The organism is Micromonospora acroterricola, from assembly GCF_003172955.1.
Taxonomy (GTDB): Bacteria; Actinomycetota; Actinomycetes; order Mycobacteriales; family Micromonosporaceae; genus Micromonospora; species Micromonospora acroterricola.
Genome location: NZ_QGKR01000119.1, coordinates 1 through 24096 on the forward strand (window position 1 = coordinate 1; position 24096 = coordinate 24096).

The 24096-nt window shown below is 73.7% G+C and carries 22 protein-coding genes; 9 read left to right on the top strand and 13 right to left on the bottom strand.

What is annotated here, in order from left to right:
• Both DKT68_RS04145 and DKT68_RS04150 read left to right on the top strand, forming a co-directional pair.
• A partial coding sequence (locus DKT68_RS04145) for a glycoside hydrolase family 3 protein (protein WP_109816105.1) occupies positions 1 to 1598 on the top strand: 1598 nt, incomplete at its 5' end.
• A gap of 73 nt (positions 1599 to 1671) precedes the next feature.
• Positions 1672 to 1890, top strand: a complete 219-nt coding sequence (locus DKT68_RS04150) for a hypothetical protein (protein ID WP_109816106.1) — start codon at positions 1672 to 1674, stop codon at positions 1888 to 1890.
• Positions 1891 to 1955: 65 nt separating this feature from the next.
• Here the strand turns inward: DKT68_RS04150 and fabF are convergent, their stop codons facing one another.
• From fabF to DKT68_RS04185, 7 genes are all read right to left on the bottom strand, one after another.
• A complete protein-coding gene (fabF, locus tag DKT68_RS04155) occupies positions 1956 to 3182 on the bottom strand; it encodes a beta-ketoacyl-ACP synthase II (protein ID WP_109816107.1) in 1227 nt (408 codons plus the stop codon).
• Between the two features lie 2 nt (positions 3183 to 3184).
• A complete protein-coding gene (locus DKT68_RS04160; protein WP_088960922.1) occupies positions 3185 to 3424 on the bottom strand; it encodes an acyl carrier protein in 240 nt (79 codons plus the stop codon).
• An 85-nt stretch (positions 3425 to 3509) separates the two neighbouring features.
• On the bottom strand, positions 3510 to 4454 hold the full coding sequence (locus tag DKT68_RS04165) for a beta-ketoacyl-ACP synthase III (RefSeq protein WP_109816108.1): 945 nt from the start codon (positions 4452 to 4454) through the stop codon (positions 3510 to 3512).
• Positions 4451 to 5620 carry an acyltransferase domain-containing protein gene (locus DKT68_RS04170; RefSeq protein ID WP_109816109.1) on the bottom strand — a complete coding sequence of 390 codons (1170 nt, stop codon included), beginning with the start codon at positions 5618 to 5620 and terminating at the stop codon, positions 4451 to 4453. Before DKT68_RS04170 ends, DKT68_RS04165 begins: the two co-directional genes overlap by 4 nt.
• Before the next feature lie 78 nt (positions 5621 to 5698).
• On the bottom strand, positions 5699 to 6964 hold the full coding sequence (locus tag DKT68_RS04175; protein ID WP_109816110.1) for a PucR family transcriptional regulator: 1266 nt from the start codon (positions 6962 to 6964) through the stop codon (positions 5699 to 5701).
• A 59-nt stretch (positions 6965 to 7023) separates the two neighbouring features.
• Positions 7024 to 7677, bottom strand: coding sequence for a response regulator (locus tag DKT68_RS04180; protein ID WP_109816122.1), 654 nt, complete (start codon positions 7675 to 7677; stop codon positions 7024 to 7026).
• 119 nt (positions 7678 to 7796) lie between these two features.
• Entirely contained in the window at positions 7797 to 9002 is a 1206-nt protein-coding gene (locus DKT68_RS04185) for a sensor histidine kinase (RefSeq protein ID WP_109816111.1), read from the bottom strand.
• Positions 9003 to 9258: 256 nt separating this feature from the next.
• Between DKT68_RS04185 and DKT68_RS04190 the strand changes: the two genes are divergently transcribed.
• Positions 9259 to 9798 (top strand): hypothetical protein, encoded by a 540-nt coding sequence (locus DKT68_RS04190; RefSeq protein WP_109816112.1) that lies wholly within the window; start codon positions 9259 to 9261, stop codon positions 9796 to 9798.
• 102 nt (positions 9799 to 9900) lie between these two features.
• Positions 9901 to 10242 carry a hypothetical protein gene (locus DKT68_RS04195; protein WP_109816113.1) on the top strand — a complete coding sequence of 114 codons (342 nt, stop codon included), beginning with the start codon at positions 9901 to 9903 and terminating at the stop codon, positions 10240 to 10242.
• Between the two features lie 58 nt (positions 10243 to 10300).
• On the opposite strand, the gene DKT68_RS04200 is transcribed toward DKT68_RS04195, so the two are convergent.
• Complete coding sequence (locus tag DKT68_RS04200; RefSeq protein WP_109816114.1) at positions 10301 to 10951, bottom strand: hypothetical protein; 651 nt, start codon at positions 10949 to 10951, stop codon at positions 10301 to 10303.
• 239 nt (positions 10952 to 11190) lie between these two features.
• Here DKT68_RS04200 and DKT68_RS04205 point away from each other — a divergent pair, with 239 nt between their 5' ends.
• Positions 11191 to 11820, top strand: coding sequence for a copper resistance CopC family protein (locus tag DKT68_RS04205; RefSeq protein WP_236646706.1), 630 nt, complete (start codon positions 11191 to 11193; stop codon positions 11818 to 11820).
• A gap of 77 nt (positions 11821 to 11897) precedes the next feature.
• On the opposite strand, the gene gltX is transcribed toward DKT68_RS04205, so the two are convergent.
• The 3 genes from gltX to DKT68_RS04220 all read right to left on the bottom strand — a co-directional run bounded on the left by gltX (position 11898) and on the right by DKT68_RS04220 (position 15998).
• On the bottom strand, positions 11898 to 13307 hold the full coding sequence (gltX, locus tag DKT68_RS04210; RefSeq protein ID WP_109816116.1) for a glutamate--tRNA ligase: 1410 nt from the start codon (positions 13305 to 13307) through the stop codon (positions 11898 to 11900).
• A gap of 67 nt (positions 13308 to 13374) precedes the next feature.
• Entirely contained in the window at positions 13375 to 14652 is a 1278-nt protein-coding gene (locus tag DKT68_RS04215) for an MFS transporter (RefSeq protein ID WP_109816117.1), read from the bottom strand.
• Positions 14649 to 15998 (bottom strand): GH1 family beta-glucosidase, encoded by a 1350-nt coding sequence (locus DKT68_RS04220; RefSeq protein ID WP_109816118.1) that lies wholly within the window; start codon positions 15996 to 15998, stop codon positions 14649 to 14651. Before DKT68_RS04220 ends, DKT68_RS04215 begins: the two co-directional genes overlap by 4 nt.
• Positions 15999 to 16186: 188 nt before the next feature.
• On the opposite strand from DKT68_RS04220, the gene DKT68_RS04225 reads away from it, so the two are divergent.
• On the top strand, positions 16187 to 16636 hold the full coding sequence (locus tag DKT68_RS04225) for an SRPBCC family protein (protein ID WP_074313361.1): 450 nt from the start codon (positions 16187 to 16189) through the stop codon (positions 16634 to 16636).
• A gap of 182 nt (positions 16637 to 16818) precedes the next feature.
• Here DKT68_RS04225 and aceE read toward each other — a convergent pair whose 3' ends face one another.
• The gene (gene aceE, locus DKT68_RS04230; RefSeq protein WP_109816119.1) at positions 16819 to 19557 is read right to left on the bottom strand and encodes a pyruvate dehydrogenase (acetyl-transferring), homodimeric type; all 2739 of its coding nucleotides are present in this window, start codon (positions 19555 to 19557) and stop codon (positions 16819 to 16821) included.
• A 283-nt stretch (positions 19558 to 19840) separates the two neighbouring features.
• On the opposite strand from aceE, the gene DKT68_RS04235 reads away from it, so the two are divergent.
• Positions 19841 to 20245, top strand: coding sequence for a YjbQ family protein (locus DKT68_RS04235; protein WP_201748894.1), 405 nt, complete (start codon positions 19841 to 19843; stop codon positions 20243 to 20245).
• Between the two features lie 142 nt (positions 20246 to 20387).
• Here the strand turns inward: DKT68_RS04235 and DKT68_RS04240 are convergent, their stop codons facing one another.
• On the bottom strand, positions 20388 to 22031 hold the full coding sequence (locus tag DKT68_RS04240; protein WP_109816121.1) for an alkaline phosphatase D family protein: 1644 nt from the start codon (positions 22029 to 22031) through the stop codon (positions 20388 to 20390).
• 323 nt (positions 22032 to 22354) lie between these two features.
• On the opposite strand from DKT68_RS04240, the gene DKT68_RS04245 reads away from it, so the two are divergent.
• Positions 22355 to 22759 carry a MarR family winged helix-turn-helix transcriptional regulator gene (locus tag DKT68_RS04245; protein ID WP_109816123.1) on the top strand — a complete coding sequence of 135 codons (405 nt, stop codon included), beginning with the start codon at positions 22355 to 22357 and terminating at the stop codon, positions 22757 to 22759.
• Positions 22760 to 22810: 51 nt separating this feature from the next.
• A partial coding sequence (locus DKT68_RS04250; RefSeq protein WP_236646707.1) for a thiamine pyrophosphate-dependent enzyme occupies positions 22811 to 24096 on the top strand: 1286 nt, incomplete at its 3' end.

Consider the following 24096-nt stretch of genomic DNA (forward strand, 5'->3'; position numbering starts at 1 on the left):
CCAGCACCCCGGCCCCGACGCCGGCCGGCGACCCCGCCGCCCGCGCCGCCGCGCTGGTCGCCACGCTCTCCGACGAGGACCTGGTCGGCCAGGTGCTGATGCCGTACGCCTACGGCGACTCCGCCACGAAGGTCTCGTCCGGTTCGGCGGCCGGCAACCAGGCGCTGGCCGGCGTCGACACGCCGGCCGAGATGATCGCCAAGTACCGGCTGGGCGGGCTGATCCTTGTCGGGTTCAGCGCCGACGACCCGACCAAGGGCAACCAGGAGACCACCAACGTCGACAACCCGAAGCAGGTGCACGAGCTGACCGGCGGGCTGCGGGCCGCCGCCGGCCGGCTCGCCGCCGGCCCCGCGCCCTTCCTGGTCGGCACCGACCAGGAGTACGGGGTGGTCACCCGGATCACCGACGGCGTCACCGTGCTGCCCAGCGCCCTCGCCGCCGGTGCGGCCGGCGACCCGGCGCTGACCGAGGCCGCCTGGCGGGCCGCCGGCGCCGAGCTGGCCGCGATGGGCATCAACATCGACTTCGCCCCGGTGGCCGACGTGCTGGCCACCCGCAGCGCGGTGATCGGCTCCCGTTCCTACGGCTCCGACCCGAAACGGACCGCGGCGCAGGTCGGCGGCGCCGTCCGTGGCCTCCAGGCGGTGGGCGTCGCCGCCACCCTGAAGCACTTCCCGGGTCACGGCCACAGCGCCGACGACTCGCACCAGGACCTGCCGGTGCTCACCCAGTCCGCGGCGGCGCTGAAGAGCGGCGCGTGGCCACCGTTCACCGCCGGCATCGACGCCGGGGCGATGGCGGTGATGTCCGGTCACCTGGACGCGCGGGCCATCGACCCGGGGACGCCGGCGACCTTCTCGCACAAGCTGCTCACCGACGTGCTGCGCGGCCAGCTCGGCTTCACCGGCGTGGTGGTCACCGACGGCATGAACATGCCGCCGGCGAAGCGCTGGGCCCCCGGCGAGGCCGCGGTCCGGGCCCTGAACGCCGGCAACGATTTGATCCTGATGACCCCGAACGTCGGCCAGGCGTACGACGGGCTGCTCGCCGCCCTGCGCGGCGGGTCGCTGGCCCGGGCCCGGCTGGTCGAGGCGGTCACCCGGGTACTGACCATGAAGTTCCGGCTGGCGGCGTTGCCGTCCGCGCAGATGTCCACGCTCGGCGCGCCGGCGCACCGGGCGGCCGCCGAGGCGCTGGCCGCCGGCGCGGTCACCGTGCTGAAGGGCGCCTGCGGCGGTGCGGTACGCGGTCCGGTCACCGTCACCTCCTCCGGCGGCCGGGACGGCACCCGGGCCGCGCTCACCGACGCGCTGACCGCGGCCGGCGTGACGGTGAAGCCCAGCGGCGGCACGGTCGTGCACCTGGTCGGCTACGGCGACGGCGCCGGTGACCTGCGCGCCGACGCGGCGGTCACGGTCGCCATGGACACCCCGTACGTGCTGGCCAAGGCGGCGTCGCCGACGCTGCTCGCCACGTACTCGTCCAGCCGCGCGTCGATGACCGCGCTGGCGGCCGTGCTGGCCGGAAAGGCCCGTCCGGGCGGCCGGTCCCCGGTGGCCGTACCCGGTCTGCCGGCCACCACCTGCCGCACCTGACCCGACGGCGTTCCGGCCCGGCCCTGGGAAACTGGCTCGCGCGGGGCGGGGCGGGTTGGCAACCTCTGCTGGCATGGGAGAAGCCCAGGGGTTCGGGTACGTCGAACGGGCCGACGGCGCGGTGGTGATCACGCATCACGGCCGGGTGGTCAGCACACTGCGCGGCGGTCGGGCGGCGGAGTTCCTCGACGAGGTGGACGACGACCCGCAACTGGTGATGGCCCGCTGGACCGGCAACTACCGCCGGGGCAACGAGCGCACCGCCAGGCAGCATCCCCGCAACCGCGGCTGAACGAAGGAAGGGCTCCTTCTCACCTCACGATGAGAAGGAGCCCTTCCTTACCGCTACGGGGGGTGTCAGGGCCGCGCGAAGACGAGGGCCACGTTGTGGCCACCGAAACCGAACGCGTTGTTCAGCGCCGCGGGGATCTCCATGTGACGTGCCTTGTGGGCGGCCACCTCCAGGGTGAGACCGTCGTCCGGGTCGTCGAGGTTGATCGTCGGAGGAACGACACCGTCGCGGATGGCCAGGATCGTGGCGATCGACTCCAGCGCGCCGGCCGCACCGAGCAGGTGACCGGTCATCGACTTCGTCGCGGCCAGCACCGGGTGGTCACCGAGCGCCTTGTGCAGCGCGCCGATCTCCAGCATGTCGCCGACCGGGGTCGACGTGGCGTGCGCGTTGACGTGCACGATGTCCCGCTTGGCGACGTCCGCGTCCGCGATCGCCCGGGCGATGGCCCGGATGGCGCCCTCACCCTCGGCGTGCGGCTGCACGATGTCGTACGCGTCGGAGGTGATGCCGGCGCCGGCCAGGCGCGCGTACACCCGGGCGCCCCGCGCCGCGGCGTGCTCGGCCCGCTCCAGCACCACGATGCCGGCGCCCTCGCCGAGGACGAAGCCGTCACGGCCCCGGTCCCACGGGCGGGAGGCCCTCTCCGGCTCGTCGTTGCGGGTCGACATGGCCCGCATCGAGCTGAACCCGGCGATCGGCAGCGCGTGGATGACCGCCTCGGTGCCGCCGGCCACCACCACGTCGGCCCGGCCGGCGCGGATGATGTCCAGACCGAGCGCGATCGCCTCGGCGCCGGTGGCGCAGGCGCTCGCCACCGAGTGCACGCCGGCCTTGGCGCCCAGCTCCAGGCCGACCCAGGCGGCCGGACCGTTCGGCATCAGCATCGGGATGGTGTGCGGGGAGACCCGCCGCGGCCCGGACGCCTCCAGGATGTCGTCCTGGGCGAGCAGGGTGGTGGCGCCGCCGATGCCGGAGCCGACGCTGACGGCCAGCCGCTCCCCGTCGAGGCCGGAGTCGGCCAGGCCGGCGTCCGCCCAGGCCTGCTGCGCGGCGATGATGGCGATCGCCTCCGAGCGGTCCAGCCGGCGCAGGCGGACCCGGTCCAGCACCTCGGACGGCTCCACGGCGAGCTGGGCGGCGATCCGGACCGGCAGTTGCGCGGCCCACTCCTGGGTGAGGGCACTCACCCCGGAGCGGCCGGCGAGCATGGCGTCCCAGGTCGACGCGACGTCCCCGCCAAGCGGGGTCGTCGCGCCGAGCCCGGTGACGACGACGTCAGGACGACTCATGATCAGGACTGCGCCTCGATGTAGGTGACAGCGTCCCCGACGGTCTTGAGGTTCTGCACCTCGTTGTCCGGGATCTTGACGCCGAACTTCTCCTCGGCGGCCACCACGACCTCCACCATGGAGAGCGAGTCGACATCGAGGTCGTCGGTGAAGGACTTCCCCTCGGCCACGTCGTCCGGGTTCACCCCGGCAACCTCTTCGAGGATCTCGGCGAGGCCGGTGGTGATCTCGTCACGGGTCATTGCGGTTGGTTCCTTTCATCGGGGGTTCTCCGGCGGCCGGCGTCGCCAGCCGCCACTCCCGGGCGCGTGCGCGCCCGAGGGGTCATCAGGGGCAGCGGACGACCTGACCGGCGTAGGTCAGGCCACCGCCGAAGCCGAACAGCAGCACCGGGGCGCCCGAGGGCACCTCCCGCCGCTCGACCAGCTTCGACAGGGCCAGCGGCACGCTCGCCGCCGAGGTGTTGCCGGACTCGACGATGTCCTTCGCGATGATCGCGTTCGGGATGTTGAGCCGCTTGGCGATGCCGTCGATGATCCGGGCGTTGGCCTGGTGCGGCACGAACGCGGCCAGCTCCGACGGGTCGACCCCGGCCCGCTCGCACGCCTGAAGGGCCAGCGGCGCCAGCGCGGTGGTGGCCCAGCGGAAGACCGCCTGCCCCTCCTGCTGGACGTACGGGCGCCAGCCCTCGATGCGGACCGCGTCGCTCTTCTCCGGCGCGGAACCCCAGACCACCGGACCGATCCCGGACGGCTCGTCGTCGGCGGTCGCGCTGACCACCGCGGCGCCGGCGCCGTCGGCGAAGATGATGCAGGTGGAGCGGTCGGTCCAGTCGGTGAAGTCGGAGAGCTTCTCGGCGCCGATGACGATGGCGTTGCGCGACGCCCCGGCCCGGATAGCGTGGTCGACGGTGCCCAGCGCGTAGGCGAAGCCCGAGCAGGCGGTGTTGATGTCGTACGCGCCCGGCGCGGCGATGCCCAGCTTGGCGGCGACCCGGCAGGCCACGTTGGGGCTGCGGTCGACCGAGGTGCAGGTGGCGACCACGACCAGGTCGATGTCGGCGGCGGTCAGGCCGGAGTTGGCCAGAGCCTTGCCCGCGGCGGCGGCGGCCATGTCGGCCACCGTCTCACTGTCGGCGATCCGCCGGGTGACGATGCCGACGCGGTCCCGGATCCACTCGTCGTTGGTGTCCACGAGCTGGGCGATGTCGTCGTTGGTCACCACCCGGGAGGGCTGGTAGTGCCCCATCGAGACGATGCGACTGCCAGTCATGAAAGACCTCCGATGCGGGCGAGCGGTTGGCCCGGCGCGACCGGGTCGTCGTGGTGGGCGAGCCATTCGGTGAGGACCCCGCCCTGGTGCGCGGTCACCTCGACCGGCCCCTGCCGGGTGCCGATGTGCCCGACGACCTGGCCGGCGCGGATCGTCCCGCCCTCGGTCAGCTGCGCGGACGGGGCGAAGGTGCCGGCGGACGGCGCCACCACCACGCGGAACCGCATGGTCGGCTGGTGGCTGGGCGTCATGCCGTGCCGCGCGATCAGGTTGCGCGCGGCGGGCAGGTCGTCGGGGGTGTTGAGCGTGACGATCTCCGGGGCGCCCTCGCCCTTCAGCTCCCGCTTGACCAGCCCGGCGAGCGTGCCGGCCGGCGGCAGCTCGATCACGCCGGTCACGCCCAGGTCGGCCAGCGTGCGCATGCACAGGTCCCAGCGGACCGGCGCGGTGACCTGGCGGACGAGGCGCTGCACCATCTCCCGGCCGTGGTTGACCGCGGCGCCGTCGAGGTTCGACAGCAGGATCCGGGCCGGGTCGGTCGGGGTGATCCCGGCGGCCACCGCGGCCAGCGCCGTCTCGGCCGGCGCCATGTACGGGGTGTGGAACGCGCCGGCCACCTGGAGCCGGATGACCCGGGTCTTCGCCGGCGGCTCGGCGGCGAGCTTGTCCAGCCCGTCCAGCGCGCCGGCGGCGACGATCTGCCCGGCGCCGTTGCGGTTGGCCGGGTGCAGCCCGTGCGCGGCGATCGCGGCGAGCACCTCATCCGGGTCGCCGCCGAGCACGGCGGCCATCCCGGTGGGCTCCAGCGCGCACGCGGCGGCCATCTCGCGGCCCCGGACGCCGGCGAGGGTGATGGCGGCCTCGGCCGGCAGCACGCCGGCCAGCGCCGCGGCGCCCAGCTCGCCGACGCTGTGGCCGGCGGTGAGAGTCACGTCGTGCAGCGGGAGGTGCTCGGCCGCGAGCAGCGCCGCCGCGACCAGCAGTGGCTGGGTGCGGGCGGTGTCCTTGATCTCGTCGGCGTCGGCGTCGGTGCCCAGATGCACCAGGTCGACCCCGGCCAGGGCTGACCACCAGCGCAGACGCGCCTCGGTGCCGGTCAGGTCGAGCCAGGGGGTCAGGAAGCCAGGTTTCTGGGAACCCTGGCCGGGACTGAGTACGGCGAGCACGCCTATGACTCTCCTGGATACGCGTGGGTAACGCGGTGCCGGCCTCGACCAAACCACACTAGAACCTTTGGAGGGTTCCTACAAAGATCGGCGGTGATCGTCACCTGTTTGGGCCGTTTTCCGGACGGCCGGGGCCAATGTCTGGGTCGGGACAGACGAGGTGACCGGGACCACCGGGTCCAGCCGGCCGACGGTCAGCGCCACCTGGAGGGCGAACACGTCCCGGGGCGACAGCGGCGAGAACCCCGTCACCTCGGCGATGCGGCGGAGCCGGTAGCGCACCGTGTTCGGGTGCACGAACAACGCGCGCGCCGCGCTCTCCAGCGTGCCCCCGGCGGCCAGGAAGGCGTCCAGCGTCTCCAGCAGCTCCCCACCGGCGCGCACCAGCGTCGCGTACACGTCGTGCCGCAGCCGGCGGCGGGCCTCCGCGTCGCCGGCGAGGGCCCGCTCCGGCAGCAGGTCGGCGGCCGGCACCGGCCGGGGCGCCGTCGGCCAGGCCGGCGCCGCACGGTAGCCGGCCAGCGCGGCCCGCGCCGACTCCGTCGCCTCGTCCAGGCTGGGTACGGCCGGACCCACCACCACCGGCCCGTCCCCGAACGCGGTCAGCAGCTTGCCGGTGGCGCCCAGCGGATCCGCCGCCCCGCCCAGCACGATCACCAGCCGGTCGCCGTGCACCCCGCCGATGACCTCCACACCGATCCGCCGGGCCTGCCGGTACACCACGTGCAGCACCGCCGAGACCTCCCCGCCGGGGGAGCGGCCGACCGCCACCGCGACCGGCGGCGCGTCCGACCAGCCCAGCGCCGCCGCACGGCTGGCCAGCACGTCCGGCGAGTCACCGCGCAGCAGCGCGTCCACCAGCAGGGCCTGTAGCCGGGCGTCCCACGCGCCGCGTGACTCGGCGGCCCGCGCGTACACCCGGGCGGCGGCGAACGCGATCTCGCGGGAGAAGCGCAGCACCGCCTCGCGTAGCTGCTGCTCCTCACCGGGGGCGGCCAGCTGCGAGACCTGCTCCTCGACCACGTCGATGGTCACCTTGATCAGTGCCACGGTCTGCTGGAGGGTGATCGACCGGGCCAGCGCCTCGGGAGCGGCCGCGAAGACCTCGTCGGACACCTCCTGGGTGCTGTCCGCCGTGCCGCCGCCGTCGCGCAGCCACTGCACCAGTGACCGGGCGCCGGCCTGGGCCACCAGCATCACCCAGGAGCGCTGGTCGGCCGGCAGGGCGCGGAACCAGGGCAGTGTCTCGTCCATCCGGGCCACGCTGGCGGTGGCCAGCGCCCCCGCCGCGCGTTCGATCTGGCGCAGCGTGGCCGTCAGCTCCCCACCGCCCGGCGTACTCACCGCCCTAGCCTGACACGCGCTGACCTGGATCTTCATGCCGGGCCGGCCCGGCCCCCCCATCACGGTGGCGGGGCAGGGGCCGGCAGGCCCAGCTCCTGGGCCAGGATCGCGGCCTGCACCCGGCTGCGCAGGTCCAGCTTCGCCAGGATCCGGCTCACGTGCGTCTTGGTGGTGCTCTCCGCCATCGCCAGCCGGTCGGCGATCTGCTGGTTGGACAGCCCCAGGCCGAGGCAGGCCAGCACGTCCCGCTCCCGCGGGGTGAGCGTGTCCAGGGCAGCCCGGGTGGCCGCCGACGCGCCCGGAGCGGTCGCCGCGAAGGCCGCGATCAACCGCCGGGTCACGGCGGGGGCGATGAAACCGTCCCCGCGCGCCACCGTCCGCACCGCCGCGACCAGCCCCGGGGCGTCGGTGTCCTTGAGGAGGAAACCGGCCGCGCCGGCGCGCAGCGCCCCGAAGACGTACTCGTCCAGGTCGAAGGTCGTGAGCACCAGCACGTCGGCGAGCCCCTCGGCGACGATCGCCCGGGTCGCGGAGATCCCGTCCCGGCGCGGCATCCGGATGTCGAGCACCGCCACGTCGGGCCGCAGCTCCCGGCACAGCCGTAGCGCCTCGTCGCCGTCGCCCGCCTCGCCGACCACCTCGACGCCGGGTGCGCCGGCCAGGATCAGCGTCAGCCCGGCCCGTACGGCCGGCTGGTCATCCGCCAACACCACCCGGACCGCCGGTTCCGTCGAACCGCCCGCTCTCCCGGCGTCGCCCGGAGCCCGGGCCGTGCCGGCGTCGCCCGGTGCCCGGGCCGTGCTGGCGTCGCCCGGTGCCCGGGCCGTGCCGGTCACCCGTCCTCCCGGGTGGGCAGCGCGGCCTGGACCCGCCAGCGGCCGTCCTGCGGCCCGGCGCTGAACCGGCCCGCCAGCAGCGTGGCGCGCTCCCGCATTCCGATCAGCCCGGCCCCGGCGCCGGGCAGTCCGGTCCCGTCCCGGCGGACCGGGTTCTCCACCGTCAGCACCACCTCCGCCGGCCGGTACGCGATCGTCAGCTCCGCCTCGCCCGCGCCGTGCTTGAGCGCGTTGGTCAGCGACTCCTGCACGATCCGGTACGCCGCGAGATCCACCCCCACCGGCAACGGGCCGGGCGTGCCGTCGGTGCGGACCCGCACCGCGAGGCCCGCGGCACGGATCCGCTCGACCAGCCGGTCCGCCTCGGCGAGCCGCGCGGTGACCGTCTCCGGCAGCGCGCCGCCGTCGGCCGCCGACGCCCGGCCCCCGCCGGCACCCGGCTCGCGCAGCAGCTCGATCATCTGCCGCATCTCCGCCAGGCCCTGCACGCTGCTCTCCCGGATCACCCGCAACGCCGACTCGACCTGGCCACGGTCCAGCCCCGGCACCGACAGCACGGCGGTGGCGTGGATGGCCACCGCGCTGAGGTGGTTGGCGACCACGTCGTGCAGCTCCCGGGCCATCCGGGCCCGTTCGGCGCTGACCGCCTGCCGCCGGTCCAGCTCGACCAGCCGGGCGGTCTGCTCGGCCCGGGCCCGCTCGGCGGCGGCCTGGTCGCGGTACTGCCGCACGCTGATCCCGGTCAGCACCGGCAGCAGGCCGACGAGCACCACCAGCACCCCGACGGCGACACCGCTCCACTGGTCGGAGAGGAGCACGCCGACCACCGCGCCGGCCAGGCTCAGCCCGACGCTCACCCGCAGCAGCCACCGCCACAGCCGTGGCGGGCCGTACACGCAGGCGTCGTAGAGCACCTGGGTGTAGATCAGGATCGTCCCCAGCGAGCCGCCGAGCGCGATGTCCACGACCACCGCCCCGGTGCCGACGGCCAGGCTGGTGCGGGGGGCGACGCGGCGCAGGCCCACGGCCCCGCACATGGCCAGCAGCGGCGGCAGGAACAGGGCGGGCGGCACGTCCGGGTGCGGACGGATCTGCGGTTGCCAACCGAGGGTCCACAGCACCAGGCCGCCGGCCAGCGACGCGCCGGCCAGCGCGAGGTCCCGGCCGCGGGTGCCGGAGCCGAGCCACGGTGGCGGTCGCATACCCCCGATCCCACCACAGCCGCCGACCGTCGGACTCCCACCGGGGGAGGACCCCGCCGGACCCGGCATGCGCCGAAAGGGGTACGCCCACCGCGCGCCGACCTGGAGGTCCAGCGCACGCCTTGAGCGTGCCGGCCGAGCCGCCGGTACCGACCGTCGCCGGGTCCGTCGAAGGGCGGACCCGGATCTCGTCTCCCGCGTCGAGGCCGACGCCCCGCCGACCGGCGACGCTGGGTGACGAGACGGGGAGGTCGACGTGTTGGTCGCGGTGATCATCGGGTGTGAGGTCGCGTTCTGGGTGGTGCTCGCCGCCGGGCTGGTGGCCCGCTACCCGCTGCGCCGGCCACGGCTCGGCGGTGCGCTGCTGGTGTGCGTACCCCTGGTGGACCTGGCGTTGCTGGGGGCGACGGTGATCGACCTGCGCTGCGGCGCGACCGCCGGTGTCAGCCACGGCCTTGCCGCCGCCTACCTGGGCTTCTCGGTGGCCTTCGGGCACTCGATGGTGCGCTGGGCGGACCAGCGCTTCGCCCACCGGTTCGCCGGCGGCCCGCCACCGGCCCGGCCGCCCCGCCACGGCTGGGCCCGCACCCGTCACGAGTGGCGCGAGTGGGGCAAGGCACTGCTCGGCTGGGCCGTCGCCTGCGGTCTGCTCGGGGCCGCGATCCTCTGGGTGAACGACGCGGAACGCACCCGTGAACTGGGCAACTGGATCCAGAAGCTCACCGTCGCCATCGTGATCTGGCTGGTCGCCTTCCCGGTCTGGGAGACCCTGTTCCCTCGCCGCCCGAAGCCCTGACCCGGGGGTACGCCGTGCGCGACCCGTCGGCCCCGGCCAGTACGGTGGCAGGGCACGTCGGGGGGAGCACCCGCGGGTGAGTGCGAGCGTGAGGAGACCGGGATGGCGCACGGGGAGGCCGAGCCCGGCTGTGCCCAGGGCGAGCCCTGCCGGCCGGGGCACCACGACCCGCAGGCGGCCGGCAAGCACCGTCGCACGGTCGGCGGCATGCCGTCACACCCGGCGGAGCCGACCACCGGTCGCCCGGCCGACCGGGTCGACGACGACCTTCCGGTGCCCCGCCAGCGGGCCGCCGAGCCGGCGCTGCCCGGGGATCCCGAGCCCGACGCCGTCGCCGGGTGCCGCAGTGAGCTGCCCGGCTGGGCCGGCGCCCACCGGCACGGGCCGGTCCGGCCGCGTCAGCGGGCCACCCGTCGGGAGCGCCCACCGCGCCGCTGGTGCTGACCAGGTGACCGGCGGCGCTGGCCGGTCAGCGCCGCCGGTCAGACCGTCCTGGTGCGCGTCAGCGGGTGCGACGGCGGATCAGCAGCGCGATCCCGGCGAGGCCGACCGTGATGGTCAGCATCACCGCGACGTTGAGCAGCAGCAGGTGCTGCAACTCGCCGAGCGCCTCGTCGATGTCCTTGGCCGGGTCGAGAGTGTCCTCCGGGAGCACCCGCTCGCCGCCGCCGACACCGCCGCTGACCGTGTCGAACTGCCGCTCCAGCGGCACTCCGGCGGTGCGCAGCGTCTCGGACATGCTGAGCCGGCCGAGGAACCAACCCGCGCTGGTCTTGCCGGCGCCCGGCTGTTTCGCCGGCCGGTAGATCCGCGGGCCGCCGACCGCCTTGGGGTAGAGGTCGTACGTCTGCTTCGGCGTCTCCCCGGCGAGCACCACGACCGTGTACTTCGGACCGAGGTCGGCCGCCTTCGGGCCTTTCGCCAGGCCGGTGCGGCCGAGGAAGTTGACCTGGTCGATGACCGCGACCACGTGCGCGGGCTGCGTTTCCGTACGCAGCCGCAGCGGTTCGGACAGCCCCGGGCCGGTGATGTCCACCGCGGCGGGCGCGGGCTTCGGTGCGGCCTGGGCCGGACCGGCGGTGCCGAGGGGCAGCAGCGCCGTGGCCAGCGTGCCCGCCAGCACGGCGACCCACCGCCTCATCTGTCGGACCATCCCGCCTCCTCGCCCCGTTCGATGGATGGCTTCGCAGTGACGTCCGGATCGATTGGTCGGTGGCGGACCGACCGGGCGGTCGGGGCCACTCTCACAGAGTCGCAGAACGTCGATGATTTGCAGCTTGTGGAACAGTAATTGGAACTATCTGCGATCTCTGCTCGACTAATGAGGAGCGGTTTGATCAGCGGGCGGATCGTACCCTTACGGAGGGGTTCATGGGGGGCAGGGTTACACGTTTGGCGCGGGTCGTGCCAGTGGTGCTCGGCGTGGCGTGCGGTGTGTCGCTTCTGGTGCCGGCGACGCCGGCCGCGGCGCACAACTCGCTGACCGGCAGCGACCCGCGCGACGGTGCCCGGGTGGCCACCGCGCCCACCCGGATCGAGCTTCGTTTCCTGTCCAGGCCGGACCCGGCTACGACGAAGATCACAGTAACCGGACCGGACAATGTGGTCGCTGGCGGCCCACCGGCCTTCGCCGGCAGCCGGGTACGCGTGCCGTTCAGGCCGGCGGCCGCGGGGCTCTACATCGTCGGTTACCAGGTCGCCTCCGGCGACGGGCACCCGGTGAAGGGCGAGGTGCGGTTCACCCTCACCACCGGCACGGCCGCCGACCCGTCGGCGAGCCCGTCCGCCCTGCCATCGGTCAGCGGTGGCACTGCCGCGACGCCGGGTGCTGCGGGCTCGCCGTCGGCCGGGCCGGCGTCGGCGTCACCCGTCGCGGAGGGCGGTAGCCCGACGGCGGTCGTGCCGCTGGCGCAGGAGCGCGGCGACTCCGGTCACCGCTGGTGGCTCTGGGCATTCGGCGCCCTGGTGCTCGCCGCCCTGGTGAGCGGGTTCCTGCTCCGCCGCCGGGCCACCCGCGGCTGAGCCCGATCCACACGCCTGGCCGACCCTCGGGCAGCCGCCCCGCAGTCGAGCGGGGCGGCGTGGCGCGGCGGAGGCGGTCAGACCAGGCGGAGCCGGGCCGCGCGCATCCGCGTCAGGCTGCGCTCGCGGCCGAGCACCTCCAGCGACTCGAACAGCGGCAGGCCGACGGTACGACCGGTGACCGCGACCCGGACCGGCGCCTGCGTCTTGCCGAGCTTGAGGCCGCGCTCGGCGCCGACCGCCTCCAGCGTCGACTTCAGCGACTCGGCGTCCCAGGTCTCCAGCGCCTCGAACGCCGCGACGGCCGCGTCCAGCAGGTCGGCGGAGCCGTCCTTCATGGTCTTGGCCCAGGCGGCCTCGTCGATCAGTGGTGCGGCCAGGAAGAGGAAGTCCACGTTCGGCACGATCTCGCTGAGCACCGAGATCCGGGTCTGGGCCAGCGGCGCCACGGCGGCGAACGCGTCGGCGTCGTACTCCTCGGGCTGCCACGGCGGCGGCGCGATGGTGTCGGTGCCGGTCAGCCACGGCTGGCAGGCGTCGATGAACTCGGCCACCGGCAGCGCCCGGATGTAGTCGCCGTTGAACGCGCGCAGCTTCTTCTCGTCGAAGAACGCCGGGGAGGTGTTGACCTCCTCCAGCCGGAACTCCTCCTCGATCACCGACCACGGGACGATCTCCCGGTCGCCGGAGGGCGCCCAGCCGAGCAGCATCAGGTAGTTGCGCATCGCGTCGGCGAGGTAGCCCTCCTCGCGGTACGCCTCCAGGGCCACCTTGTCGCGGCGCTTGGAGAGCTTCTGCCGCTTCTCGTTGACCACCACCGGCACGTGCGCCCAGACCGGCGGCTTGACCCCGAGGGCGTCCCAGAGCAGTTGCTGCTTGGGGGTGTTGGGCAGGTGCTCCTCGGCCCGGATCACGTGGGTGATCCCCATGGTCATGTCGTCGACGACGTTGGCGAGCAGGAAGACCGGCGAACCGTCGCCCCGGGCGATGACGAAGTCCTCGATGAGCTTGTTCTCGAAGGTGGGCTCGCCACGGATCAGGTCGACCACCACGGTCGCGCCCTCGTCCGGCGTACGGAAGCGCAGCGCCCGACCCTCACCCGGGCCCAGGCCGAGGTCGCGGTGGTAGCCGTCGTAGCCCTGGTACTGCGAGCCGGTGCGGGCCTGCACGTCCTCGCGGGTGCAGTCGCAGTAGTACGCGCGGCCCGACTCGTAGAGCCGGGCGGCGGCGGCCCGGTGCTCGCCGGCGTTCTGCGATTGGAAGTACGGCCCCTCGTAGCTGCCGCGGGAGATGCCGATCCAGTCCAGCGCGGAGAGGATGCCCTCGGTCCATTCGGGCTTGTTGCGCGCCGCGTCGGTGTCCTCGACGCGCAGCACGAACACCCCGCCCTGCTGCTTGGCGTAGATCCAGTTCTGCAGCGCCGAGCGGGCGCCGCCGACGTGGAACATACCGGTCGGGGAGGGGGCGAAGCGCACACGTACTGTCACGTCCCCCAGCCTACGGCGGCCGGCGACCGGTTTCCTCCAGGACCCCCTGCCGCCCCGGCCCCCGGACTCAGGGGACCGAGCGGATCTTGACGACCAGGGCGCTGCCGACCAGGGTGACCGCGGCGGTGACCGCGTAGAGCGTGGGGTAGCCGCCGAGGTGGACCACGAGCGGGGCGGAGAGCGCGGGGCCGAGCACCTGCGGCGCCGAGTTGGCAATGTTGATCACGCCGAGGTCCTTGGCCCGGTCGGTGGCCCGGGGGAGCACCTGGGTGATCAGCGCGGCGTCCACCGAGAGGTAGACGCCGTACCCGGCGCCGAGCAGCAGCGCGGCGACGATAGCCATCGGCCAGACCGGCGCGACGGCGAGCAGCAGGGCCGCCACCGCCATGATCAGCCCGGAGGTGATGACGTAGACCTTGCGCCGCCCGGAGCGGTCGGACAGCCGCCCGGCGACCACGGCGGTCAGCATCATGCCGAGCGTGTAGAGCAGGATCAGCACGAGCAGGCCGCCCTCGGGATCGGGGTGGCGCACCCCGTCGGTGAGGAAGTACAGCAGGTAGAGGGTGCCCAGGGCGTTGCCGAGCTGGACCAGGAACCGGGTGATCCAGGCCCAGGCGAAGTCCGGGTGCCGGCGGGGGCTGATCCACATCGAGGCCAGCAGCGCCCGCGCCCGCAGCGCCGGCCGGTGCGCCCGGGGCAGCGGGTCGTCGGGGGTGAGCAGCGCGAACGGCAGGGACAGCAGCAGGATGGCCACCGCGATGGCGAGGTATCCGGCGGCGTTGCCGGTGACCAGGGCGGTGACCAGCACGGCGCCGAGCACCAGCCCGAGCGCCTGCGGGATGCCGACCCAGCCGGAGACCCCGCCGCGCTGCACCACGGGCACCCGGTCCGGGATGGCCGCGGTGAGGCTGGCCAGCATCGCGTTGAAGCAGACCTGCGCGGCCACCCAGCCGACGGCGACCCCGAGGATGGTCCGCTGCTGGGCCAGCAGCACCAGGGCCGCCGCGCCGAGCAGCGCCCCGCCGGCGGTCCAGACGTGCCGGCGGCCGAACTCGCGGCCGGCCACCCGCAGACAGGTGCGGTCGGACAGCGCGCCCGCGAGGGGGTTGGCGAGCACCGCGGCCAGCGCGCCCAGGCCGGTGACCACGGCCAGCATGGCCTCCTTGTCGCCCGGCGCGATCCGCTCGATCTGCTGCGGCAGCAGCACCTGGATCGGCGTGAAGAACGCCATCCAGACCCCGAGGTTGGCCGCGAAGACCAGCCCGATCCAGCTGCGCCGGACCGGCACCGTCGGCTCGGCGAGCGCCGCCGGCAGCGACGCCGGGGTCGGGTCGAGGGTGGTCACCGCGCCGACCCCGGCCGGCTGGCCGCGATCACGTCCCGCAGCCAGGTGTACGAGGACTTCGGCGTCCGGGTCTGGCTGGCGTAGTCGACGTGCACCAGACCGAAGCGTTTGGTGAACCCCTCGGCCCACTCCCAGTTGTCCAGCAGCGACCAGACGAAGTACCCGCGCACGTCGACCCCGTCGTCGATGGCGGCCCGCACCGCCCGCAGGTGCCCGTCGAGGTACGCGATCCGGTCCGGGTCCGCGACCCGCCCCTCGGCGTCCGGCACGTCGTCGTACGCGCAGCCGCTCTCGGTGATCTCGATCGGCGGCAGCGCCTCGCCGTACGTGTCGCGCAGCCAGCCGAGCAGGTCGTGCAGCCCGTCGGGGGCCACCGGCCAGTCGAAGGCGGTGCGCGGGTAGCCCTCCAGCGGCACCAGGTCGAACGGCAGCGGCGAGCCCTCCTCGGCGGCGCGTACGCCGGTCGGGTTGTAGTAGTTGACCCCGAGCACGTCGATCGGCGCGGCGATCGTCTCCAGGTCGCCGCCGTGGATGACACCGGCGTCGAAGCCCGGCAGCTCCGGGTAGCCCCGGCCCAGCAGCGGGTCGGTGAAGAGCCGGTTGTGCAACGCCTCGTACGCGGCCCCGGCGGCCCGGTCGGCGTCGCTGTCGCCGAGCACCCGCACGGGTGAGTAGTTGTTGGCGATCGCCACCGGGCTGGCGGTGCGGGCCCGTAGCGCGGCGACCGCGAGCCCGTGCCCGAGCAGTTGGTGGTGGGCGACCGGGAAGGCGTCGAAGAGCAGCATCCGGCCGGGGGCGTGCACGCCCATGCCGTAGCCGAGGCTCATGTGGATGAACGGCTCGTTCAGGGTGATCCAGAGGCGGACCCGGTCACCGAGCCGGGCGGCGGTCAGGTCGGCGTACTCGGCGAACCGGGCCGCGGTGTCGCGGTGCAGCCAGCCGCCGGCGTCTTCCAGGGGCTGGGGCAGGTCCCAGTGGTAGAGGGTGGCCACCGGGTCGATGCCGGCGGCCAGCAGCTCGTCCACCAGCCGGTCGTAGAAGTCCAGGCCGGCGGCGTTGGCCGGGCCGGCGCCGGTGGGCTGCACGCGGGGCCAGGCGATGGAGAACCGGTACGCCGAGACGCCCAGCCCGGCCAGCAGCGCGACGTCCTCGCTGTGCCGGTGGTAGTGGTCGCAGGCGACCGCGCCGGTGCTGCCGTCGCTGATCCGGCCGGGGGAGTCGGCGAAGGTGTCCCAGATGGACGGTCCGCGTCCGTCCGCTGTGGTGGCCCCCTCGATCTGGTGGGCCGACGTGGAGACGCCCCAGCGGAAGCCGGTGGGGAACTCGGGCATCGGTGCGGTCGACATGCGCCCTCCCGGTCAACGTGAAACGTGCTCGGGACTTTAGGGCGCTCCGGATGAATGCGCCATAGGCCGGGATGACGCGATGCGCAATGGTTGATCGGCGTGTCTTTTTCCGAACCCGTCCTGGTAAGTCCGATTTTGCGCATAGAGTGCCGATATCGTGGGATGTCCTCACTGGAGGAAAGACGGAAATGATCCTCGTGGAACGCAGTGCGCACGTGGCGGCGCCGGTGGAAGTGGTCTGGGACGTCGTACAGCGGGCCGAGCAGTTGCCGGCCTGGCTGGCGGGGGTCCGCGCGGCCGAGGTGCTCTCGGGAGAGGGCTTCGGCCGGCGGCAGCTGGTCCAGGCGGGGCGCGGCTCGGCGCATGAGGCCGAGGTGATCGCCTACCAGGAGCCGACTCTGATCGGCTGGCGGGAACGGGCCAAGGGCGCCGGTGCTCGCGCGGAGGCGCGCACCGAGATCTACGTCCAGCTCACTCCCGACGAGGAGGAGGAGGGCGGGACCATCGTGCGGCTCATCGTGGTCCGCTGGCCGGCCGGCCCGGTCAAGGCGGCCCTGCTGCGCCTGGGCCTGCGCCGGGTCGGCGCGGACCTGGAGGACTCGCTGGCCCGGCTGACCGACCTGGCCGCCGTCGGCTGATCCGCCGAGTCCCCGGCGTCACCCGCCCCGGCGGTGGCCCGGGTCCCCGCCAGGGACCCCGGACCGCCGCCGCCCCGTCTCACCCACCGTCCGCCCGGTCGATCGGGAGCACGGGGCGAGGGTGCGGGTGCACCAAAAGGGCCCGGCGCGGGTGCGCCGGGCCCTTCCTGGTCGTGCTGGGTTCAGCTGTCGCCGCCGGTCTCGCCGACCGGGGCGGCGTTGACGTCGTCGATCGCGTACTTCTTCGCGGCCTCGGCCGGCACGGTGGCCGCCACCGCGCCGCTGCGGGCGAGCTGCCGCAGCGTGGCGACCACGATCGACTCGGCGTCGACGTGGAAGTGCCGGCGCAGCGCGTGCCGGGTGTCCGACATGCCGAAACCGTCGGTGCCGAGCGACGTGTAGTCACCGGGCACCCAGCGGGCGATCAGGTCCGGAACGGCCCGCATCCAGTCGCTGACCGCGACCTTCGGCCCGTCCGCGTCGGCCAGCTTCTGCTGGACGTACGGCACCTTCGCCTCGGCGCCCGGGTTGAGCAGGTTGAACTCCTCGCACTCCACCGCGTCGCGGCGCAGCTCGGTCCAGGAGGTCACCGACCACACGTCCGCGGCCACCCCCCAGTCCTGGGCGAGCAGCTGCTGGGCCTTGAGCGCCCACTGCATGCCGGTGCCGGAGGCGAGCACGTTGGCCTTCGGGCCGTCGACCTGCGGCGCCGGGGAGTAGCGGTAGATGCCCTTGAGCAGGCCCTCCACGTCCACCCCGGCCGGCTCGGCCGGCTGGAGGATCGGCTCGTTGTAGACCGTCAGGTAGTAGAAGACGTTCTCCTGCGCGTCCCCGTACATCCGGTGCAGGCCGTTCTCCATGATGTGCGCGATCTCGAAGGAGAACGCCGGGTCGTACGCGACCACCGCCGGGTTGGTGGCGGCGATCAGCATCGAGTGACCGTCCTCGTGCTGGAGGCCCTCACCGTTGAGCGTGGTCCGCCCCGCGGTGGCGCCGAGCAGGAAGCCCCGCGCCATCTGGTCGGCCGCCGCCCACAGCCCGTCGGCGGTCCGCTGGAACCCGAACATCGAGTAGAAGATGTACATCGGGATCATCGGCTCGTCGTGGGTGGCGTACGCCGAGCCCGCGGCGGTGAACGAGGCGACCGAGCCGGCCTCGTTGATCCCCTCGTGCAGGATCTGCCCGGTGGTCGACTCCTTGTACGACAGGAACAGCTCCCGGTCGACCGAGGTGTAGCGCTGGCCGTGCGGCGAGTAGATCTTCGCGGTCGGGAAGATCGAGTCGAGGCCGAAGGTGCGCGCCTCGTCCGGGATGATCGGCACCCAGCGCTTGCCGAACTCCTTGTCCTTCATGACGTCCTTGAGCAGGCGGACGAAGGCCATCGTGGTGGCCACCTTCTGCTTGCCCGAGCCGCGCTTGACGTCGGCGAACCGCTCCGGGCCGGGGATCGCCAGCCGCTTGCTGCTGGTCCGCCGGGACGGCAGGTAGCCGCCGAGCTGCTCGCGCCGCTCCTTCAGGTACGCCAGTTCCTCGGACTTCTCGCCCGGGTGGTAGTACGGCGGCAGGTAGGGGTTGTCCTCCAGCGCCGAGTCCGGGATGTCCAGGTAGAGGCGGTCGCGGAAGGTCTTCAGATCCTCCAGCGTCAGCTTCTTCATCTGGTGGGTGGCGTTGCGGCCCTCGAAGTGCGAGCCGAGCGTCCAGCCCTTGATCGTCTTCGCCAGGATGACGGTGGGCTGCCCGGTGTGCTCGGTGGCCGCCTTGTAGGCCGCGTAGAGCTTGCGGTAGTCGTGCCCACCCCGCTTGAGGTTCCAGATCTCGTCGTCGCTCAGCGGCTCGACCATCTTGCGGGTGCGCGCGTCGCGGCCGAAGAAGTGCTCCCGCACGTACGCGCCCGACTCGGCCTTGTAGGTCTGGTAGTCACCGTCGGTGGTGGTGTTCATGAGGTTGACCAGCGCGCCGTCGGTGTCCGCGGCGAGCAGCGGGTCCCACTCCCGGCCCCAGACCACCTTGATGACGTTCCAGCCGGCGCCCCGGAAGAACGCCTCCAGCTCCTGCATGACCTTGCCGTTGCCACGGACCGGGCCGTCCAGCCGCTGGAGGTTGCAGTTGATCACGAAGGTGAGGTTGTCCAGCTCCTCGCGGGCGGCCAGGCCGATGGCGCCGAGCGTCTCCGGCTCGTCCATCTCGCCGTCGCCCAGGAACGCCCAGACGTGCTGCTGCGACGTGTCCTTGATGCCGCGGTGCTGCAGGTACCGGTTGAACCGGGCCTGGTAGATCGCGTTCAGCCCGCCGAGGCCCATCGAGACGGTGGGGAACTCCCAGAAGTCCGGCATCAGCCGCGGGTGCGGGTACGACGGCAGCCCGCCGCCGGGGTGCGACAGCTCCTGACGGAAGCCGTCGAGCTGGTGCTCGCTGAGCCGCCCCTCGAGGAAGGCCCGGGCGTACATGCCGGGTGAGGCGTGGCCCTGGTAGTAGATGTGGTCGCCGCCACCCGGGTGGTTCTTGCCCCGGAAGAAGTGGTTGAAGCCCACCTCGTAGAGCGACGCCGAGCTGGCGAAGGTCGAGATGTGCCCACCGACGCCGATCTCCGGGCGCTGCGCCCGGTGCACCAGCATCGCGGCGTTCCACCGGACGTAGGCCCGGATCCGCCGCTCGACGTGCTCGTCGCCCGGGAACCACGGCTCGCGCTCAGACGGGATCGTGTTGATGTAGTCGGTGGTGGTCAGGGGCGGAACCCCGACCTGGCGCTCGCGGGCCCGCTCCAGCAGGCGCAGCATGACGTAGCGGGCGCGTTTGGCGCCTCGCTCGTCGATGACACCGTCAAGCGACTCGACCCATTCGCTGGTTTCTTCAGGGTCGATGTCCGGAAGCTGGCTCGGTAGGCCGTCGCTGATCACCGGGCGCTTGCGTTCCGTAGCCACAGGCGTTCCCTCGGTTGTGTGTGGGATAGGTCTCTAGCGCCATCCTGCCCCCTGGTGGCACCCGTCGTCACGTCTAGGTCCCCTCGACGCGATGCTCAACACAGGTACCCGTCGGTAACTTAGCGCTACGGCCGCCGGATCGCCCTTGTCCGGGCCCACTGCCGTCCGACTCGGGTGGCTGGGACGGGTGGGGCCGGGGCGACTGCGGTGGCGGGGGTGGCGACCTCGGCGGAGGTGGCGGTGGCGGCCGCTCCCGACCCCGCGCTGCGGCAGAATGCGACGTATGCGCAGTGACGTGATCACCGTCCAGACCGGGTCGAGGCCGACCGTCCGGGACATCACCGCCGAGGCCCAGGCGTTCGTCTCCAGCGAGGGCGACGGCCTGCTGCACGTCTTCGTGCCGCACGCCACCGCCGGCCTGGCGATCATCGAGACCGGCTCCGGCTCCGACGACGACCTGCTCACCGCCATCGACGCGCTGCTGCCCACCGACGACCGCTGGCGGCACCGGCACGGCTCGCCCGGCCACGGCCGTGACCACGTGCTGCCGGCGTTCGTCCCCCCGTACGCCACGCTGCCGGTGCTCGGCGGTCGGCTGGCGCTGGGCACCTGGCAGTCGCTCTGCCTGGTCGACACCAACGGCGACAACCCGACCCGCCAGGTCCGCTTCTCGTTCCTCCCAGCCTGAGACACCCGACCCGCCCACGTGCCGCCCCTGACCCCACCGCCAAGATCCGCGCAACGTCCGGGAAGCTGCTGCCTCACCACGTGCAGAGGCGACACATTCCCTGAAGTCGCACGGATCTTGGCGTGGGGTCAGGGGCGGGCGGTCACGGGCGGACCGTCTCCCGCTGGACCGTGTCGTCCACCCCCGCGCCCGCGGCCGTGCGGGCCGCCGACGGGACCGGGTTGTCGGCCGTCTGGTGCAGGCCGGGCACGCGGTCCTCGATCACGAACGAGGCCCGGGTGTACGCGGGCGCGCCCGGTCGGCTGACGTACGGCAGCACGTCGAAGTCGGCGGCGAGCTGCCCCGGGGTGATCGTGGTGCGCACGTACCCCCGCAGGTTGTTCTGGAAGCGCAGGTGCGGGTTGAAGCCGAACCACGGGTGGGACCCGGACGCCGAGTCCGCGCCGTCGCCGGTCGAGGTGATCGAGGAGCAGACCAGCTCCGTGCCGACGGTGCGCGAGGTCGGGTCCGCGTAGTCCAGCTTCAGCTCGCTGGCCCAGTGCGCGTGCACGTCGCCGGTCAGCACCACCGGGTTGCGCACCCCGGCGGCCAGCCAGCCCCGGGTGATCCGGTCCCGGGAGGCGACGTAGCCGTCCCAGGCGTCCATGCTGGTGACGGTGAGTGGGCCGGCGTTGTTGTCCCGCTGCGCGAAGAAGACCTGCTGGCCCAGGATGTCCCAGCGGGCGTCCGAGCGGCGGAAGCCGTCCAGCAGCCACGCCTCCTGCTCCGCCCCGGTGATCGAGCGGGCCGGGTCGGCCGCCGCCGCGCAGTCCCGGTAGCCGTCGCCGCAGGCCTGGTCGTCGCGGTACTGGCGGGTGTCGAGCATGTGGAAGGTGGTTAGCCGCCCCCAGCGCACCCGCCGGTAGAGCTGCATGTCGATGCCACGCGGAATCGAGGTACGCCGCAGCGGCATGTTCTCGTAGTACGCCTGGAACGCCGCCGCTCGCCGGGCGGGGAACTCGGGGTCCGGCGCCTCGGGCGCCTCGTCGGCCCAGTTGTTCTCCACCTCGTGGTCGTCGAAGACCACCACCCAGGGCGCCACCGCGTGCGCGGCCTGCAGGTCGGCGTCGGTCTTGTACTGGGCGTGCCGCTGCCGGTAGTTGGCCAGCGTCCGGGTCTCCGGCCCCTCGTGGTCGCGCGGGTTGCCACCCGGGACGGTGTACGTGTCCGGGGCGTACTCGTACTGGTAGTCGCCCAGGTGCAGGATCAGCTCCGGCTCGGTCTCGGCCAGCCGCCGGTAGGCGGTGAAGTAGCCGTGCTCGTACTGGGAGCAGGACGCGAAGCCCATCGCCAGGGCCGCCGGCATGGTCCACGGCGCGGGGGCGGTGCGGGTGCGCCCGACCGGTGAGAGGTGCCGCTCGGCCCGGAACCGGTAGAAGTACTCCCGCCCGGGCAGCAGGCCGGCCAGCTCCACGTGCACGCTGTGCGCCGAGCGGTAGCGGGCAACGGCCACGCCGCGCCGCAGCACGTGCCGGAACCGCTCGTCGGCGGCCAGCTCCCAGTGCACCGGGACGTCGCGGTCCGGCATGCCACCGAGGCCGTCCTCGGCGAGGGGCTGCGGGGCCAGGCGGGTCCACAGCACGAACCCGTCGTGGTCGGGGTCGCCGGAGGCCACGCCGAGGGTGAACGGGTAGGCGAGCGGGCGGCGGGCCGCCGCCGCGCCGACCGCCACCGGCAGCCCGGTGACCGCACCGGCGGCGCCAAGGGCGGCGCCGGACAGCAGGATGGTACGTCGGGACAGTGACACGAAATCCTCCCCAGAGTCCGATCTCTCGTGACTCCGGGAGCCTCGCGAGCCCCGGTGGCCGGCAGGTGACGGTGAGGGCCCCGGCCCGTCGCCGGCAGTCGAACACCGGTCACCGCGGTCGATCCACCCTCGGCGGGTCAGCCTTCTTGAGCAGCCGGCGCAGCTCACCGACCGGCGCAGCTCACCAACCGGCGCGACCGCACCTGATCGCTGAGCTGGCCGGCCGGCGCCGTGCGTACGATGTGGCGGTGACGCAGGAGGTCGTTCCCGGGACAACCGGACCGGTGGACCGCGCCGGCCTGGCCGGCGACGTCGTGCGCCGGATGGCGCACGTGACGGCCGCCCTGCGGCACCGCCAGGACGCCGCGTTCTCCGAGCTGGGGCTCACCCCGGCGGTGGCCCGGGCCCTGCACGAGCTGGACCCGGACCGGCCGCTGCCGGCCCGCGATCTCGCCGAGCGGCTCGGGTGCGACCGGTCGAACGTGACCGCGCTGGTCGACAAGCTGGAGCAGGCCGGCCTGGTGGAGCGCCGCACCGACCCGGTCGACCGGCGGCAGAAGACGTTGGTCGTGACCGGGAAGGGCCGGGGCGTACGGCACCGGGTGACCGACGTGATGTCCGACTCCCGACTCCTGGCCGGGCTGACCGACCGCGAGCTGGGCACCCTGCGCGACCTGGTGTGGAAGGTGTCCGACGATGGTTGCCCGGAGCCCTGCGAGCCGGGGTGAGTCGGCCCGCGCCAACCGTGTCCCACTGGGCGACCAGGGCTTCCGTCGGTAATGCTGTGCGACGTGACCACCCCGCAAGATCTCGACGACCGCTTCCGGGAGACGCTGGCGGCGCTACCCGCCGCCGAGCGGCGGCGTGACCCCGCCGACCCGGTCACCGACGACGCCCCGCTGACCGGCGCGCAACTGCTGGACCTGTTCGACGCGCAGATCACCAGCCGGCAACTCGACCTGGCCGGCCGCTGGCTGCGCAGCTTCGGGGAGGGCTTCTACACCATCGGCTCGGCCGGGCACGAGGGCAACGCGGCGGTCGCCGCCGCGCTGCGCCCCACCGACCCGGCGCTGCTGCACTACCGCTCGGGCGCCTTCTACTGCGTGCGCGCCGCCCAGAGCGCCGCCACGCCGGAGGCCACCGACGACGCGGAACCACCCGCCGAGGCGGCCGAGCCCGAGCCGGCCGGCGACGCGCCGCCCACCGGCGGGTTCGCGGCGTACGCGGGCGCGGCCCGCGACGTGCTGCGCGGGATGGTCGCCTCCAGTGCGGAGCCGATCGCCGGCGGCCGGCACAAGGTGTTCGGGCGTGCCGACCTGGCGGTCGTGCCGACCACCTCCACGATCGCCTCGCACCTGCCCCGGGCCGTCGGGATGGGACTGGCCGTGGAACGGCTGCGCCGGCTGGACAGCGCCGGACGGCGTACCGGCGCCGGGGTGCGGGTCGGCAGCGGGGCGGGCGCCGCGCACGCCCCGTGGCCACCGGACGCCATCGTGGTCTGCTCGTTCGGCGACGCCTCGGTCAACCACGCCAGCGCCACCGCCGCCTTCAACACCGCCGGGTGGTACGACCACGCAGGGCTGCGCATCCCGGTGCTCTTCGTCTGCGAGGACAACGGGTTGGGCATCAGCGTCCGCTCCCCGGAGGGCTGGGTGGAGGCGACATTGCGGTCGAGGCCGGGCATTCGCTACCTGTCCGCCGACGGCGCCGACCCCGTGCAGGCGTACGCGGTGGCGGCGGAGGCCGCGGCCTGGGTGCGTCGGCACCGGCGCCCGGCCGTGCTGCACCTGCGCACCGTGCGGCTGATGGGGCACGCCGGGGCGGACGCTGAGTCGGCGTACCGCAGCCCGGCGGAACTCGCGGCCGACCTGGACGGGGATCCGGTGGCCGCCACGGCCCGGCTGCTCGTCGACGCCGGTGTGGCGACGGGCGAGGAGCTGCTGGCCCGGTACGACGAGACCGGCTGGCAGGTCCGCCGGATCGCCGAGGAGGTGCTGGGCGAGCCGAAGCTGGGCTCCGCGGCCGACGTGGTGTCCGCGCTGGCGCCCCGCCGGCCGGTGCGGGT